This window comes from Lysobacter avium (genome assembly GCF_015209745.1).
GTDB lineage: Bacteria > Pseudomonadota > Gammaproteobacteria > Xanthomonadales > Xanthomonadaceae > Novilysobacter > Novilysobacter avium.
On the sequence record NZ_CP063657.1, the window covers coordinates 346338 to 361218 of the forward strand.

The window sequence follows — 14881 nt, forward strand, 5'->3', positions numbered from 1 at the left end:
ATGCCGGCCGGCGCGAGCGACACGGAGCCTACTGGTCGTCCGTGCCAGCCACGGTGTCCAGGAAGTAGGGCTCGACCGTGCCGCTGAACTTCATGGTCATTGCGTTGCCGCGGCGGTCCAGTGACTTGCCCACCGGCAGGCGCACCCAACCTTCGCTGACGCAGTACTCCTCCACGTTGGTCTTCTCCTCGCCGTTGAAGCGGATGCCGATGCCGCGCTCGAACATCGATTCGTCGTAGTGCGGGCTGCGCGGATTGGTGGCGAGGCGGTCGGGCGGGGTGTTGGGGTCGGTCATGACAAGCGCTCTTTGCGTCTGGAGATGGAGGGCGCGCGAGGGCGCCGCTGGACAGGATAATGGTCGCGACGCCTGTGCGGCACCATTTGGCTTGCGCCGGGCTGACGCCGCTCCGGTAAGCGGCTGCGGTCCTGAACGCCCGCCCGGTCCAAGGTACGAACTTGTTGCAATCCCGGCGTGCTGGCAGTACGGTGCGCTTTGCTGTTTGCCAGGGTCACCGTGAATCGTGGCCCGATGCTGTAGATCCCTGATCCGCTACATCGTTGCACCTCGCTTACTCCTTGCAACCAGCATCTCGCCGCATTCATTGCGGTACTTCAAAAACACTGTTCCAAGGAGCAAGAAAATGTCAGACCGCGAAACCGGTACCGTCAAGTGGTTCAACGATGCAAAGGGCTTCGGCTTCATCTCCCGTGAGAATGGCGAGGACGTGTTCGTTCACTTCCGCGCTATCCAGGGCCAGGGCTTCAAGTCCCTGCAGGAAGGCCAGAAGGTCAGCTTCACCGTCACCCAGGGCCAGAAGGGCCTGCAGGCTGACGCGGTAGAAGCCGTCTAAGCACCGATCAACTGCAGTCGCCTCGGCGATCGCATGCGATAAAAGGGAAACCCGGCTTCGGCCGGGTTTCTTTTTGCCCGGCGTTTGGGCGCCTGGCTCAGTGGCCCGGGGCTGGTGCGGGCTGCTCCTCGGGGTCCAGTCGCCGTATCAGTACGATCCGGTCCAGCCAGACGTCGGTGTTGGCCACGCTTTCGGGCTGGTACATCGCCGGCTGGGAAAGACGGACCCTGGCGTTGGTGCCTTCCTTGCCATCGGGGCCAAAGAACAGTTGCGCGGAAGGCCGCACCACGACAATCCCCTCGATCTCTTCTCCGTCCTCCATCAACAGGCTGACGTGGGCGCCGCCGGGCAACTGCTCGATGCGCTCCTGGATCCGTTCAATGGCTGCGGGATCGGTGTGGACGGTCTGTGCTTTGCGGGACATGGCGGACTCCATCGGGATCTGCGCTCGACGCTAACCGGGGGGGCGGCAATGGGCGGTGAAACCACTCCACGCCTGCATCACCGCGGCGTGCCAATACTGGCGCTACCCATCCTCAGCCAGGCAGGAGTCGCCCATGGCCCGCCCGATCTGGACCGGCACGTTGTCCTTCGGTCTGTTGAACATCCCCGTGTCGCTGATGGCCGGTGAGCGCCGCACCGACATCTCCCTTCGCATGCTCGATTCGCGCGACCAGACCCCGATCCGCTACGAGCGCGTCAATTCCTCCACCGGCGAGGAAGTCGCCTGGAAGGACATCGTCAAGGCGTTCGAATACGACAAGGGCAGTTACGTCGTGCTCGAGCCCGAGGATATCCGCTCGGCGGCGCCGGAGAGCCACGACGCGATCGAGGTGGAGTCCTTCATCGAGGCCAGCCAGATCGATCCGCGCTATTTCGAGAAGCCCTACGTGCTCGTGCCGGCCAAGAAAGCCGAGAAGGGCTACGTGCTCCTGCGCGAGGCGCTCAACGCGACCGGACGCATTGGGGTTGCGCGCGTGGTCATCCGCACCCGTGAGAGCCTTTGCGCGGTGATTCCGCACGGCGATGCGCTGCTGCTTCTGATGATGCGCTTCCCGCAGGAGCTGGTGGACATCGACGAATACCGGATCCCCGAAGGCAAGCCGGAGGACTATCGCATCTCCGCCAGGGAGCAGAAGGTCTCCGAGCAGCTGATCGACGCGATGTCGGGTGACTGGGATCCGGAGGAATACCACGACGAGTTCCGGCAACGCCTGCACGACGTGATCGCCAAGCGGGTGAAGGACCACAAGGTGGTCGAGCGTCCGGAGGAAGAGCCGGCGGTCGGCGAGGATGCCGCGACCAACGTGGTCGACTTCATGTCACTGCTGCAGAAGAGCATCGAGCGCAAGCAGCGAACCCCGGCGGCAGAGAAAACCGCGACATCAAAGAGCGCCAGGAAAACAGCGGCGGCGAAGAAGAAGTCGGCGACTAAGGCGCCTGCCGGGAAAGCGAAAAAGGCCGAGGCCCGCACCGGCCCGAAGAAGAAGGCAGCCAGCGCCAAGTCGACGAAAGCGAAGAAGACCGCGTCCGGCAAGTCGAAAGGCGCGGACGGAAAATCCAGCGGCGCCGAGGCGTCAACGAGCGCCGCCAAGAGCGCCACCAAACGCCGCAAGGTGGCCTGAGGTCGTCCGTGGGTCTGCAGGAATATGCCCGCAAACGCAGGTTCGGCGACACCCCCGAGCCCGATGACGGGGCCGTGGGGAAGACGGGGCAGCGCCCCATCTTCGTGGTCCAGCTGCACCATGCCCGCGCGCGCCATTACGACTTCCGCCTGGAAGCCGATGGCGTGCTGAAAAGCTGGGCGGTGCCAAAAGGGCCTTCGCTGCGGGTGGGTGAGAAACGTCTGGCGGTGGAGGTCGAGGACCATCCGCTGGACTACGCCGACTTTGCCGGCGACATTCCGGCCGGGAATTACGGCGCCGGACACGTGCAGATCTTCGACCACGGGGTCTGGGCGTGCGACGGCGACCCGCTGGAAGGGCTGGCCAAAGGCAAGCTGGATTTCGTGCTCGAGGGCGAGAAGCTCCGCGGTGGCTGGAAGCTGATCCGCACCGCCAAACGGGCCAGCAAGCCGCAGTGGCTGCTGCTGAAGCGCGATGACGCGTATGCCGCCGACCTCGAGGCCGATGACCTGCTCGCGGACGGGGCCGGTGCACCGGTTCGCGCGGGCAAAAAGTCGGGCAGGCAAGCCAGCCCCCCGCGACCCGCGCAGCCCGGATCAGCCGCCAAGGCGTCCAGGCCGCGCAAAACGAAAGGCCGGGTGGACTGGAAGGCGCGCGCCCGGTCGCTTGAGGGGGCCAAGCCCCTGAAGGGCGGCACGGAAATCGCGCCGCAGCTGGCCACGCTTCAGGCCGCACCGCCGGGCGGTGACGACTGGCTGCACGAGCTCAAATGGGACGGCTATCGTCTGCTGGCGACGATCGATGACGGCCGCGTCCGGCTGCGCTCGCGCAACGGCCTGGACTGGACCGGCGAGCATCCCGTCATCGTGGATGCGCTGGAGCGTCTGGGCCTCGATTCGGCCAGCCTGGATGGCGAACTGATCGCCCTGGATGCCAAGGGCAATGACAGCTTCAGTACCCTGCAGCACACGCTCAAGGGAACGGCCCGGGGCGACCTGCGCTACGTGGTGTTCGATCTGCCCACCCTGGCCGGCATCGACCTCACCGCCACCCGGCTGGATGAGCGCAAGGGCTTGCTGGCCGAACTGCTGGACACGGCTGGAACGCCCGGGGCGCTGCTCTACAGCGAGCATGTCACCGGCCACGGCGCCGAGGTCTTCGCAGCAAGCCGCACCCAAGGGATGGAAGGCATCATCAGCAAGGCCGCGGATGCCCGCTACACACCCGGGCGCTCGCACAGCTGGCTGAAGATCAAGCACGCCCAGGGCGACGAGTTCGTGGTGGTGGGCTTCATGCCGCCCCAGCGCTCCCGGATCGGATTTGCGTCCTTGCTCCTGGCCACCCGCCGAGAGGGCGAGCTCGTCTACGTGGGGCGCGTCGGTACCGGCTTCGACGACGCTACCTTGCGTGGGCTGGCAGCGCGGCTGAAGCCGATGGTGCGCAAGCAGCCGACCGTGCCGCTGCCGGCCCACGTCGCCTTCCCGGTGGGGAACGCGGTGTGGGTGAAGCCGGAAATCGTGGTGGAGGTCGCGTTCCGCGGTTGGGGCAAGGAAGGGCTGCTGCGCCAGGCCAGCTATCAGCGGCTGCGCGAGGACAAGAGCGCGGACGAGGTCGGTTCCGCGGCCCCTGCAAGCGCCCGTTCCCAGAACAAAAAGGAGGACCCCAAAATGGCCGCGATCAGCAGCCCCGACCGGGTGGTGTACCCCGATGCGGGCATCACCAAACAGGAAGTCGCCGATTACTACACCGCCATCGCCGACTGGCTGTTGCCCGAGGTGGCCGGTCGACCGCTCTCTTTGCTGCGGTGTCCGGACGGGATCGCCGGGGAGTGCTTCTTCCAGAAGCACCACGCGGAGGCATTCGGCGACAGCGTGCATGCGATATCGGTCCGCGCCAAGGACGGTGGCAAGTCCAATTACATGGTGGTCCGCGATGTCGAGGGACTGCGGGGCCTGGTGCAGATGGGCACACTGGAATTGCACCCATGGGGGGCGCGCGGCGACGACCTGGAGCATCCCGACCGGCTGGTGTTCGACCTTGATCCCGGTGATGGCGTGGCGTGGAAAGCCGTCGTCGCCGCCGCGCGCGACGTGCGCGACCGGCTCGAGGAACTGGGCATGCAGTCCTTCGTTCGCCTGACGGGGGGCAAGGGGATCCATGTGGTGGTTCCCATCGCGCCCGGCCCGAGCTGGACGCAGGCCAAGACGTTCTGCGAGGGATTCGCCGATGCGATGGCCAGCAGCGCGCCGGAGCGTTATGTCGCCACCGCGTCCAAGGCCTTGCGCGATGGCGTGGTCTTCATCGACTGGCTACGCAACAGCCGCGGCGCTACCAGCGTTGCCAGCTGGTCGCTGCGCGCGCGGCCGGGCGCGCCGGCGGCAGTGCCGCTGCGCTGGAGCGAGCTGGGCCGCACGGCGTCTGGTGCGGACTATCCACTCGCGCGGGCATTGAGGCGCGCGTCCAGTCTGGGCAGCGACCCGTGGGAAGGCTGGAGCGACGCGGTAGAACAGTCACTGGTGGACTGGTCCTGATCGCTTCCGCGTTTTCCTGTGGCGACGCCCGTTTCACACAATCGCGCCGCTGCGTCGGAGACGATCACGGCATCCCGCTCGAGGCTTCCCGCATGACGTCATCCATCGCTCGCCAATCCCGTTCCGCGTTCGCGACATTCCGTCCTGGCGACCGGGTGCAGCAATGATTACCGGCGGTCCGACCGCGAGGGGGCGCGCATGTTGAGGGGCGTGTTGCTGTTCCTCGCCGGCGCCCTGGTGGGTGCGAATATCGTTTATTTCGTGATGAGTCGCCGCCCGCCTGCCCCGGCAGCGGCGCCGGTGCCCGCGCTGTCGGAGATTCGCCGCGAGCCAATACCGGTGGAACCCCTTGACGGCCCGGAGAGCGCCGACACCCCACTGAAGCCCGAGCTGGTCCGAGTCGACCCGAAGCGCGTCGCGCCCCAGGGGGTATCGCCCGATGCGGACATCGGCCATGCCGGCACGGAAGTCCAGCCGACCGCCCCCCGCAGCGCCGCCGACATCGCGGCCGCCAGCCGGTTGAAGCTGATCGTTCCAGTGCGCGGCGTCACTCCGGACCAACTCAGCAACACCTATGAAGATGCGCGCGGCAGCGGCCGTGTCCACGAAGCGATCGACATCATGGCCAAGCGCGGCACCCCGGTGCTGGCCGTTGCCGACGGGGAGGTGGAGAAGCTCTTCACCAGCGACCGCGGTGGGCTGACCCTCTACCAGTTCGAGCCCAGCGGTCGTTACGCCTACTACTACGCCCACCTTGACCGCTACGCCGACGACCTCGAGGAAGGCCAAGCACTGAAGCAGGGCGACGTGATCGGTTATGTGGGCAGCACCGGCAATGCCAGCGACGACGCGCCGCACCTGCACTTCGGCATCTTCGAACTGGACGAGGAGCGGCTGTGGTGGAAGGGCACCGCGATCAATCCGTATCCGGTGTTGACCGGCCAACGGCCGCAGTAGCGAAGGGCCGCTCGCGCGGCGTGTGCGGCGCCGAAATGCGGCATTGCCCACCCGGCTCAGGGGCGTTCGAAACTGGCAATCTCATCAATGCGCGCCTGTGCCTGGCGCAGGCTGTGACCGGTGGCGCTGTTGTCCATCCAGCGCGCAAGGCGCGCACGTTCCGGGCCCCGAGACCATCGGTGGAACCAGATCGTCCCGATCAGGCCAACCACCCCTGCGGCGACGCTGAGGTATTCCCAGGGGTAGAACCACGCTGGGCGGGCCTGCCCTCCAAGTGCGGCGAGCAGGACCACCACCGGTACCCATAGCACCCACCACGACAGACCGACCACCGCGCCGCTCAGCACATGAAAGCGACGCAGGCGGGCCAGCTGTTTCTGGATATGCAGTACGGGCGCGGCGTAGTCGATCTGGCCGATCAGGCCCAGGGTGATGCCGCCGCTGATCATCACCGCCACGCCATAGGCATGCAGGACGATCCCGGCAACAAGCGTCCCGGACTGCGGTGGGTAGCCGTTCCAGCCCGTCACGCCGAGCGCCAGACAGGCGAGTCCTAACAGCATTTGCGCGACCTGGCCCCACTGCAGGGGACGCAGGTGCCTGCGCGCCTTCTCCAGCGTTCGCTCCGTGAGCATGCGCGTGCCCAGCGCATTTTGCTGCTGCAGCCGGGCATCCAGTGAGTGCCATGCCTGCCTGAGGTCATCGAGTTCCATAAGGTGTCTCCGAGGGTGGGGCGCGTGCGCCGTTTACGCGATCTGCTCGCGGATCCGCTGTTTCAGGCGGCCGATCTTGGTCGCCACGTTGCCCGGGGTGATGCCGAGGATCTCGGCAATGTCGCGATGGCTGCGATCGTCCAGATACAACAGCATCAGCGCGCGGTTGAGCGGGTCGAGTCGGCGGATCAGCGCTTGCAGGGTGTGCAAGGCCAGGGTGTCTTCGGGAGAGGCCGCAGCCTGATCGGGAACCGCCGCGATGGCGTGATCATCCACATCCAGGTGGTGACGTCGACGCCGGCTGCTGCTGCGCAACTGCGAGATCGCGACGTTCAGCGCGATCCGGTACATCCACGTCGAGAACCGGCTCCGCTCGGGATCAAATTCCGGGAATGCGCGCCACAGTTGCAGGCTGATGTCCTGCACCAGGTCGCGCTGGTCGTCGGTGTCCCGGCAATAGCTGTAGGCGATCTTGAGCACGATGCCGCGGTGCTGTTCCAGCTTCGCGGTGAACGCGGCCTGCCGGGCGTGCGGCTCACCGGTGCCTGACGTCATCGCGTAGGGTGCGCTCATCGTGTCCATGGAAAGTGATTCGCCCGGTGAGGCGGAATATCACACCGGCAGTACGAGTCGTTGTTTACCGCCGCCGTTTCAGCTCAGGCACCACGGTCGCCGCCGTCCAGACGGGGGGGAGAACCCCGACTAGTCCAGCAGCGGCGCGAGTGCTGTCCAGACATGGTCGCGCAACTGTGGCTGCGCGGCGGCGGTGGGGTGCAGGTTGTCGTCCTGGTAAGCATCGCGATCGGCGGCGAACGGCTGCAACAGGAACGGCACCAGGGCGACGTTGAATCGATTCGCCAGCGTGCGGTAGTTCTGCTCGAACGCGCGGGTATAGCTCGCGCCGAGGTTGGGCGGCATCTGCATGCCGATCAGCAGCACCTTGGCACCCGCGCCGTGCGCCGCGCCGATCATGAAGGCGAGATTGTCCGCGCTGCGCGCCGTGGGTAGCCCACGCAGGCCGTCGTTGGCACCCAGGGCGATCACCACAACTTCGGGGCGTTCACGGACCACGGCGTCGAGGATCCGTGAGCGACCGCCGGCGGTGGTTTCTCCGCTGATGCTGGCGTTCACCACCCGCCACTGCGGCTTCTGCCTGGCGATCCGCTCCGCGGTCAGCGCGACCCAGCCCTGCTCGGCGGCCATCCCATAGCCGGCGGACAGCGAGTCGCCCATCACCAGAACCGTCTTCGTTGCAGGCGCAGCGCTTGCGGGCGCGAACGTGGCCAGTACTACGGCAATTACCAGCAGCAGCATCGCCCAGGCAGCGCCGGATTGAATGCGCCGCCCACCAGCCTCATATCGTGGCGTCATGGAACCGGATGCCGCGGTTCTGCGTACTGTCACCATCGCTCTCCCATCCGAACAACCGTCGCCCAACCGCACCGCGCGGCCGTGACCCAGGAGCCATCATGGCCGATCACCCCCTGCCCGCCGATGAAGCCGCGACGCCAATTGCTCCCGCTGCGGCTGTTGATGGCAGTGATGCCGGAGCGCGTGCAGCGGCGCTGAGCGTGCGCGGGCTGGGCAAGCGCGTGCCCCTGCCGACCGGCGAGCTGACCATCCTGGATGGCATCACGTTCACGATCGATGCCGGCGACACCATTGCCATCGTCGGCGCCTCCGGCTCGGGCAAGAGCACCCTGCTGTCGCTGATGGCCGGCCTGGACACGCCCAGCAGCGGCGATGTCGAGCTCGACGGCGAGTCGCTGTCCACGCTGGACGAGGACGGCCGGGCGAGGGTGCGCGGGGAGAAGGTCGGCTTCGTGTTCCAGAACTTCCAGTTGCTGCCCTCGCTGACCGCGCTGGAGAACGTGATGTTGCCGCTGGAACTGCGCGGCGACCGCGACGCGGAGGGTCCGGCGCGCGCGATCCTGGGGCAGGTCGGCCTCGGCGAGCGCCTTGGCCACTACCCGCGGCAGCTGTCGGGCGGCGAGCAGCAACGCGTCGCGCTGGCGCGCGCCTTCGTGACCCGGCCGTCGCTGCTGTTCGCCGACGAGCCGACCGGCAACCTCGACAGTCGCACCGGCCAGGCCATCATCGAGTTGCTGTTCGAGCTCAACGCGCAGGCCGGCACGACGCTGGTGCTGGTGACCCATGACGACCACCTGGCCGACCGCTGCGGACGGCGCCTGCGCCTGGACGGTGGACGACTGGTCGCTACCGGGCCGCAGGCGGCATGAGCGCCGCCCGGGCTGCGCGGCCGCGCAGCGGCGCTCTGAAGGTCACCGCGCTGGCATGGCGCCAGCTGCGACGCGACCTCAAGGCTGGAGACATCCGCATCCTGCTGGCCGCGCTGGTGCTGGCTGTGCTGGCCGTGACAGCGGTCGGTTTCGTCACCGATCGGGCGGAGCGTGCGCTGGCCATCGAAGCCAATCGCCTGCTCGGCGGCGATGCGGTGGTGCGCGGCGATTCGCCGATCGCTTCGGGCATTGCCGACACGGCAGCCGCGCTCGACCTGAAACAGACCACGACGGTCGAACTCAACACCATGATCAGCGTCGGCGGCGGCGTGGATGCCCGCCTGCAGCTGGGCGACCTGCGCGCGCTGGGCAACGGATTCCCGCTGCGCGGCGTGTTCCGCATCGTCGGTGCGGACGGCGTGGAGCGTGATGCTGCCGCCATCCCCGCGCCTGGCACCGCATGGCTGAGCCGCGCGGGTGCCAGCACGCTGGATGCGGACGTCGGCGACACGATCGTGGTCGGCGAGTCGCGCTTCACCCTCGCCGCGTTGGTCGCTGCCGAGCCGGATGCCGCGCTGGACTACTTCAACATCGCGCCGAAGGTGTTCATCAGCCTCGCGGACCTGCCGGACACCGGCCTGGTGCAGGAAGGCAGCCGGATCGGTTACCGGCTGGTCGTGGCCGGGCAGGCCGGTGCGGTGGACCGGTTCGTCAACACGGTCAAGCCAGTGCTTGCCCGGGGCCAGCGGCTGGAAACCGCGGGCGATGCGCGTCCGGAGATCCGCGCGGCACTGGACCGCGCCGGACGCTTCCTCGGCCTTGCCGCGCTGGTCTCGGTGGTGATGGCGGCGGTGGCCGTCGCGATGGCGGCGCGGCAGCACAGCCAGCGTCATCTGTCGGGGACGGCGGTGATGCGGTGCCTGGGCGCCAGCCAGGCCACCTTGGCGGGCATCCATATCGGCGAGTTGCTGATGCTGGGACTGATGGCCAGCACGGTCGGGGTCGCCTTGGCGTTCGCGCTGCAATGGGGCATCGGCCTGTGGCTGGCGCCGGTGCTGGGCATGACCATTCCGCCCGCGGGCTGGGCGCCGGCACTGCACGGTTTTGCGGTTGGACTGGTCGTGCTGATGGCGTTTGGTGCGCCGCCGGTGCTGGCGCTGCGCCGTGTACCCGCACTGCGGGTGCTGCGCCGCGATCTCGACCCGACCGAGCCCAGTGCATGGCTGGTGGCCGCCGCCGGCCTGGCCGGCCTGGCCGCGCTGCTGTGGTGGAAGGCCGGCTCGGCCGCGCTGGGGATCGCCATGCTCGGCGGACTGGTCGCCACCGCGGCGGTGCTCGGCGCGCTGGGCTGGGGGATGATCGTGTTGCTGCGCCGTCTGCGACCGCGCCTGCGCGGCAGCCTGCGCTACGGGCTGGCCAACGTCAGCCGCCGACCGGCAACCAGCATCGCCCAGATCGCATCGCTCGGCCTGGGCCTGATGGCGCTGCTGCTGTTGACCTTCGTGCGCACCGACCTGCTGGACCGCTGGCAGCTCCAGCTTGCCGCCGACGCGCCCAACCGGTTCATCATCAACGTCCAGGATGACCAGATCGATCCGGTGGCGAAGTTCATCGCCGGCCAGGGCATGGCCGCTCCCACGCTGTATCCCATGATCCGCGCCCGCCTGGTGGCCCACAACGGCGCGCCGGTGGTCCGGGCGACCGACGCTGACACTGATGACGCGACGGCCGAACCGAGCGACGGTCCCGACCGGCGCCGCACCGAGCGTGAGTTCAACCTGTCCATGGCCGCGACGCTGGACGACGACAACCGCGTCGTTGCCGGCCGCTTCTGGGACGGCGTGCCGGCAACGCCGGAGATCTCGGTCGAGGCCGGGTATGCAAAATCGCTGCAGTGGAAGCTGGGCGATACCGCGTCGTTCGATATCGCCGGTCAGCCGTTCACAGCCACGATCACCAGCCTGCGCGAGGTCGACTGGACCAGCTTCCGGCCGAACTTCTTCGTCGTCGCCTCCCCGGGTTCGCTGGACGGCTTCCCGGCCAGCCACATCACCGCGGTCAGCGTTCCGCCGGAGCAGACCCGCTTCACCGCGCAACTCGTCGGCCAATTCCCCAACCTGACCGTGATCGACATCGACGCGGTGCTCTCGCAGGTCCGGGCGACCGCCGACCAGGTGTCGGTGGTGGTCGAGGTGGTGTTCTGGTTTTCGCTGGCCACCGGGGTGCTGGTGTTGCTGGCGGCGGTCAGCGCGAGCCAGGACGAGCGCCTGCTGGAAGGCGGGGTGATGCGCGTTCTGGGCGGCAGCCGGCGTCAATTGCGGCTCGCGCAGGCGTCGGAATTCGCCGTCGTCGGCCTGTTGTCCGGGGTGGTCGCCGCAGTCGCCGCGTCCGTGCTGGCGGGCGTGGTGGCGGTGCGCGTGTTCGATCTTCCCTGGCAGCCCAACTGGTCGATGGCGCTTGCCGGCGCGGTGCTGGGCACGCTCGCCGCGCTGGTCGCGGGCATGTTCGCCACCCGCAAGGTGCTGGACGCACCGCCCTCGCAGACGCTGCGCGAGCTGCAGGGCTGAGTCAGCCCGTCATGGCGCCCGTCATTGCCTGATGGTCTCGTCGGCGGAAAACCGCCTGGCGTATTCGCGCTCGGCGGTCACGCGCTCCACCTCCGCGTCGGCCATCTCCATCGCCGCATACACGGCGTAGGCCAACTCGCCGTCACGGCGGCCCGTCTCGAAAAGCCGGTAGCGCTGGGTATCGCCCCCGGCGTTTTCCGGGTACTGGGCGGGCGGCTGCCCGTCGAGGTCGACTTCGCTGTTGTCGATGGTGCCGCCGATGAAGAGTGCTCGCATGGTGGTTCGTCTCCGCTGCGGGGGTGGGGCCAGACTGTCGCGCTCGACGTTGGCTCGCGATGAAACCCGCGTTGTCGGGGCATGAACGAGCAGGCGCGCAGCAACCGCCACGGTAAACTGCGCGGATCTTCCTACCGATGCACACCGTGGCCACTGACGACCTCGCGCTGGAAACCCTGATGCTGCCCTTTGAACGCGGCCTGCTGGCCTGGCCGGAGGAGGGCGGGGCGCTGTTCCTGCGCGCGCGTGACGGTTGGCCCCTGCACCAGCGCCCGCTGCCCGGCCTGGTGTGCGAACAGAGCTTCAAGCCCGACGCCGATGCCCTGGTGCGGGCGGGCCTGACCCTGGTCGCGCCTGACAACACGGCCCGCTATCCGCTGGTGCTGGTGCTGCCGCCGCGCCAGCGCGAGGAATTGCGCGCGCTGTATGCCCGCGCCGTGGAGCGGGTGGCCCCGGGTGGCCGGGTGGTCGCCTGTGTGAGCAACAAAGAGGGCGCCCGTTCCGCCCAGGACGACCTGCGCAAGCTTGCCGGTGCGGTCGGCGACCTGACCAAGAACAAGTGCCGCGTGTTCTGGACCGCGCCGCTGCACGTCGATGACAGTGCGGCGTCGCTGGACACCGCGTTGCAGGCGCAGTGGCTGCAGCTGGATGCGTCGCGGCCTGTCGCCGGCGGGCGGTTCATCAGCCGTCCGGGCGTGTTCGCCTGGGACCGCATCGACCCGGCCTCGGCCCTGTTGGCGGCGCAGCTGCCGGCTGACCTCGCCGGCGCGGCCGCCGATCTTGGCGCGGGTTTTGGCTACCTGTCGGCCGAGTTGCTGGCGCGCTGCCCGTCGATCACCGCGCTGGATCTCTACGAAGCCGAGGCGCGTGCTCTTGAGCTGGCGCGAACCAATCTGGGCGCGGTCGACACCACCGTCAGGCTCGACTACCACTGGCACGACGTCACCGCTGGCCTGCCTAAGCAGTACGACGTGATCATCAGCAATCCGCCGTTCCACACCCAGGGCAGCAGCTACCGACCGGACATCGGTCGCCGGTTCATCGCCGTGGCCGCCGAAGCGCTCAAGCCTGGCGGCCGGCTGTGGATGGTCGCCAACCGCCACCTGCCCTACGAGGCCGTGCTGACCGACAGTTTCGGCAGCGTGCGAACCGTAGCCCAGCACGACGGATTCAAGATCATCGAGGCGGTCAAGGCCATGCCCGCCCGTCCCGCGCCGCCGGAACGGCCGTTCGTGCGCACGAGGCCCGGGGACCGCTCGCTGTGAAGCTGGTCAAGCTGATCGCCAACCTGGGGTATGGCAGCCGCAAACAGGTCGCGCTGATGTTCCGCGAGGGTCGCATCACCGACGCCGACGGCGAGGTGCTGTACGCGGACGACAAAGTTCCCCACGCCGCGATCCGCATCGACGACGAGCCGCTCGATCCGCCGGCCGGCCTGGTGCTGATGCTGCACAAACCCACGGGTTACACGTGTTCGACCAGGGATCCCGGCCGGGTGATCTACGACCTGCTGCCGCCCCGTTTCCGCCTGCGCTCGCCGCTGCTGTCACCGGTCGGGCGGCTGGATCGCGAGACCAGCGGGTTGCTGCTGATGACCGATGACGGCCAGTTGCTGCACCGGATCACCTCGCCCAAAACAGGGCTCGCGAAGGTTTACGAGGCCACCCTGGCCCAGGACCTGCGCGGCGACGAGGCGGCGGTGTTCGCCAGTGGCACCTTGATGCTGGAGTCGGAAAAAACCCCGCTCGCTCCCGCGCCCATGGTCGTCGATGGCCCGCGCCAGGCACGGCTGACCCTGACCGAGGGCCGCTACCACCAGGTCCGGCGGATGTTCGCCGCGGTCGGCAACCACGTCGACGCCCTGCATCGCAGCCAGGTTGGCGGTCTCGCTCTGGACGGACTCCCCGAAGGCGAGTGGCGGCTGCTGGATGGCGTTGATCTCGACCGCCTGTTCGGTGCCGTGGACTGAGTTCGCGCTCCGTGTCGAACGTCCATGCCAGGACCGCTGGAGTGCTGGCGCCGTGCGCGCGCCATCCGCAGCTGACGCTTATTTGTCCAGGCTGCGATCGGAGCGGACCTTGAGCCGCATGAAGACCCGGAAAACCAGCCAGTTGATCACCGCCAGCGCGACGGCGAACCCCCACGCGCTCATGGCCGCAGCCGCGCCGATCGCGCCGACGATCCAGATGCTGGCCGCCGATGCCGTCCCCGACACCGTGTCGTCGTGTTTGAGGATCGCTCCGCCGCCGACAAAGCCAATCCCCGTCATCAGCCCTTGCAGCAGCCGCGCCTTTGCCTCCGGGCCCGCCCCGTCGATGAAGTAGAGCCCGAGCAACATGTAGGCGCATGCGCCCACCGCGACCAGCGGGAAGGTCCGCACCCCGACCAGGTCGCTGTGCCGTTCCCGGTTCCATGCGACCGGAAAGGCCAGTACCAGCGAGGCCACCAGTGCCACGTAGGGCTGGAATTCATGCCACCCAAGTTGCATGCGTTGAAGTCCGTCAGCAGAGGTTGCATCTTGGTTTGGCAGCAGTGATCACGACGTAGTGATGGCGATTCTCACGCGGTCGATCCGGCCAGCGCCCTAACGTTGTCGTCCCTGCCCCGGCAGGAATCGTGATGAATCTATCGGCTGACTGGTCTGATCTGCTCCGCGTGGTTGTTGTCGGCAGCTGCGCCTATCTGGCGCTGGTGGTTCTGCTGCGCGGATACGGCAAGCGCACCCTCAGCAAGATCAACGCCTTCGACTTTGTCGTGACCATTGCCTTGGGGTCGATCCTCGCCACGATCCTGCTGAGCAAGTCGGTGTCGCTGCTGGAGGGTGTCACCGCATTGGTCGTGCTCATGTCGTGGCAGTTTGCGTTCAGCTGGCTCGCGGCCCGCTCAAGCCGGGTACGGAAAATTATCGCCAGCGAGCCGCGCCTGCTTGCCCATGATGGCGAGCTGCTCACCTCGGCGCTGCGGGACGAGCGGATTGCCGCCGACGAGGTGATGCAGGCGCTTCGCAATCACGGCTTCCAACGTCTGCACGAGGTCCGGTGCGTGGTTCTGGAGCCGGATGGAACGCTGAGCGTGATCGGCCGGGACACCCCGGCTGCCTGATCGTTTCGGCCGCACTTTC

15 protein-coding genes and 1 pseudogene are annotated in these 14881 nt (G+C 67.8%); 9 read left to right on the plus strand and 7 right to left on the minus strand.

Features of this window, described 5'->3' with window-relative positions:
- Nucleotides 1–28: 28 nt before the first annotated feature.
- Nucleotides 29–295: a DUF3297 family protein gene (locus tag INQ42_RS01490; RefSeq protein ID WP_194034855.1), complete on the minus strand. Its 267-nt coding sequence runs from the start codon at nt 293–295 to the stop codon at nt 29–31.
- A gap of 346 nt (nt 296–641) precedes the next feature.
- Here INQ42_RS01490 and INQ42_RS01495 point away from each other — a divergent pair, with 346 nt between their 5' ends.
- Complete coding sequence (locus INQ42_RS01495) at nt 642–851, plus strand: cold-shock protein (protein WP_043958777.1); 210 nt, start codon at nt 642–644, stop codon at nt 849–851.
- Between the two features lie 97 nt (nt 852–948).
- Here INQ42_RS01495 and INQ42_RS01500 read toward each other — a convergent pair whose 3' ends face one another.
- The gene (locus INQ42_RS01500) at nt 949–1275 is read right to left on the minus strand and encodes a DUF3247 family protein (RefSeq protein WP_194034856.1); all 327 of its coding nucleotides are present in this window, start codon (nt 1273–1275) and stop codon (nt 949–951) included.
- A gap of 133 nt (nt 1276–1408) precedes the next feature.
- Between INQ42_RS01500 and ku the strand changes: the two are divergent.
- The 3 genes and pseudogenes from ku to INQ42_RS01515 form a co-directional block, all read left to right on the plus strand.
- A pseudogene (ku, locus tag INQ42_RS01505) lies at nt 1409–2371 on the plus strand (non-homologous end joining protein Ku); the annotation flags it as partial.
- A 113-nt stretch (nt 2372–2484) separates the two neighbouring features.
- Nucleotides 2485–5007 carry a DNA ligase D gene (gene ligD, locus INQ42_RS01510; protein ID WP_194034858.1) on the plus strand — a complete coding sequence of 841 codons (2523 nt, stop codon included), beginning with the start codon at nt 2485–2487 and terminating at the stop codon, nt 5005–5007.
- A gap of 201 nt (nt 5008–5208) precedes the next feature.
- Entirely contained in the window at nt 5209–5964 is a 756-nt protein-coding gene (locus INQ42_RS01515) for a M23 family metallopeptidase (RefSeq protein ID WP_407070791.1), read from the plus strand.
- Nucleotides 5965–6020: 56 nt separating this feature from the next.
- Here the strand turns inward: INQ42_RS01515 and INQ42_RS01520 are convergent, their stop codons facing one another.
- From INQ42_RS01520 to INQ42_RS01530, 3 genes are all read right to left on the minus strand, one after another.
- Complete coding sequence (locus INQ42_RS01520) at nt 6021–6677, minus strand: serine/threonine protein kinase (protein WP_194034859.1); 657 nt, start codon at nt 6675–6677, stop codon at nt 6021–6023.
- A gap of 33 nt (nt 6678–6710) precedes the next feature.
- The gene (locus INQ42_RS01525; protein ID WP_228064407.1) at nt 6711–7250 is read right to left on the minus strand and encodes an RNA polymerase sigma factor; all 540 of its coding nucleotides are present in this window, start codon (nt 7248–7250) and stop codon (nt 6711–6713) included.
- 129 nt (nt 7251–7379) lie between these two features.
- On the minus strand, nt 7380–7991 hold the full coding sequence (locus tag INQ42_RS01530; protein ID WP_194034860.1) for an arylesterase: 612 nt from the start codon (nt 7989–7991) through the stop codon (nt 7380–7382).
- Between the two features lie 155 nt (nt 7992–8146).
- Here INQ42_RS01530 and INQ42_RS01535 point away from each other — a divergent pair, with 155 nt between their 5' ends.
- Entirely contained in the window at nt 8147–8917 is a 771-nt protein-coding gene (locus INQ42_RS01535) for an ABC transporter ATP-binding protein (RefSeq protein ID WP_194034861.1), read from the plus strand.
- Nucleotides 8914–11484: an ABC transporter permease gene (locus INQ42_RS01540; protein WP_228064408.1), complete on the plus strand. Its 2571-nt coding sequence runs from the start codon at nt 8914–8916 to the stop codon at nt 11482–11484. Before INQ42_RS01535 ends, INQ42_RS01540 begins: the two co-directional genes overlap by 4 nt.
- A gap of 21 nt (nt 11485–11505) precedes the next feature.
- Here the strand turns inward: INQ42_RS01540 and INQ42_RS01545 are convergent, their stop codons facing one another.
- Entirely contained in the window at nt 11506–11760 is a 255-nt protein-coding gene (locus INQ42_RS01545; RefSeq protein WP_194034862.1) for a hypothetical protein, read from the minus strand.
- Between the two features lie 137 nt (nt 11761–11897).
- Between INQ42_RS01545 and INQ42_RS01550 the strand changes: the two genes are divergently transcribed.
- Nucleotides 11898–13025 carry a class I SAM-dependent methyltransferase gene (locus INQ42_RS01550; RefSeq protein ID WP_194034863.1) on the plus strand — a complete coding sequence of 376 codons (1128 nt, stop codon included), beginning with the start codon at nt 11898–11900 and terminating at the stop codon, nt 13023–13025.
- Nucleotides 13022–13729 carry a pseudouridine synthase gene (locus tag INQ42_RS01555; protein ID WP_194034864.1) on the plus strand — a complete coding sequence of 236 codons (708 nt, stop codon included), beginning with the start codon at nt 13022–13024 and terminating at the stop codon, nt 13727–13729. Before INQ42_RS01550 ends, INQ42_RS01555 begins: the two co-directional genes overlap by 4 nt.
- A gap of 78 nt (nt 13730–13807) precedes the next feature.
- On the opposite strand, the gene INQ42_RS01560 is transcribed toward INQ42_RS01555, so the two are convergent.
- Nucleotides 13808–14215, minus strand: a complete 408-nt coding sequence (locus tag INQ42_RS01560; RefSeq protein ID WP_228064409.1) for an MgtC/SapB family protein — start codon at nt 14213–14215, stop codon at nt 13808–13810.
- Between the two features lie 164 nt (nt 14216–14379).
- On the opposite strand from INQ42_RS01560, the gene INQ42_RS01565 reads away from it, so the two are divergent.
- Entirely contained in the window at nt 14380–14862 is a 483-nt protein-coding gene (locus INQ42_RS01565) for a DUF421 domain-containing protein (RefSeq protein ID WP_194034866.1), read from the plus strand.
- Nucleotides 14863–14881: the final 19 nt, after the last annotated feature.

Coding starts and splice junctions, on each gene's coding strand:
- INQ42_RS01535 (WP_194034861.1), top strand. CDS start 8,147: ATGGCCGATCACCCCCTGCCCGCCGATGAAGCCGCGACGCCAATTGCT.
- INQ42_RS01550 (WP_194034863.1), top strand. CDS start 11,898: ATGCACACCGTGGCCACTGACGACCTCGCGCTGGAAACCCTGATGCTG.
- INQ42_RS01565 (WP_194034866.1), top strand. CDS start 14,380: ATGAATCTATCGGCTGACTGGTCTGATCTGCTCCGCGTGGTTGTTGTC.
- INQ42_RS01530 (WP_194034860.1), bottom strand. CDS start 7,991: ATGCTGCTGCTGGTAATTGCCGTAGTACTGGCCACGTTCGCGCCCGCA.
- INQ42_RS01520 (WP_194034859.1), bottom strand. CDS start 6,677: ATGGAACTCGATGACCTCAGGCAGGCATGGCACTCACTGGATGCCCGG.
- INQ42_RS01525 (WP_228064407.1), bottom strand. CDS start 7,250: ATGAGCGCACCCTACGCGATGACGTCAGGCACCGGTGAGCCGCACGCC.
- INQ42_RS01500 (WP_194034856.1), bottom strand. CDS start 1,275: ATGTCCCGCAAAGCACAGACCGTCCACACCGATCCCGCAGCCATTGAA.
- INQ42_RS01545 (WP_194034862.1), bottom strand. CDS start 11,760: ATGCGAGCACTCTTCATCGGCGGCACCATCGACAACAGCGAAGTCGAC.
- INQ42_RS01490 (WP_194034855.1), bottom strand. CDS start 295: ATGACCGACCCCAACACCCCGCCCGACCGCCTCGCCACCAATCCGCGC.
- INQ42_RS01540 (WP_228064408.1), top strand. CDS start 8,914: ATGAGCGCCGCCCGGGCTGCGCGGCCGCGCAGCGGCGCTCTGAAGGTC.
- INQ42_RS01495 (WP_043958777.1), top strand. CDS start 642: ATGTCAGACCGCGAAACCGGTACCGTCAAGTGGTTCAACGATGCAAAG.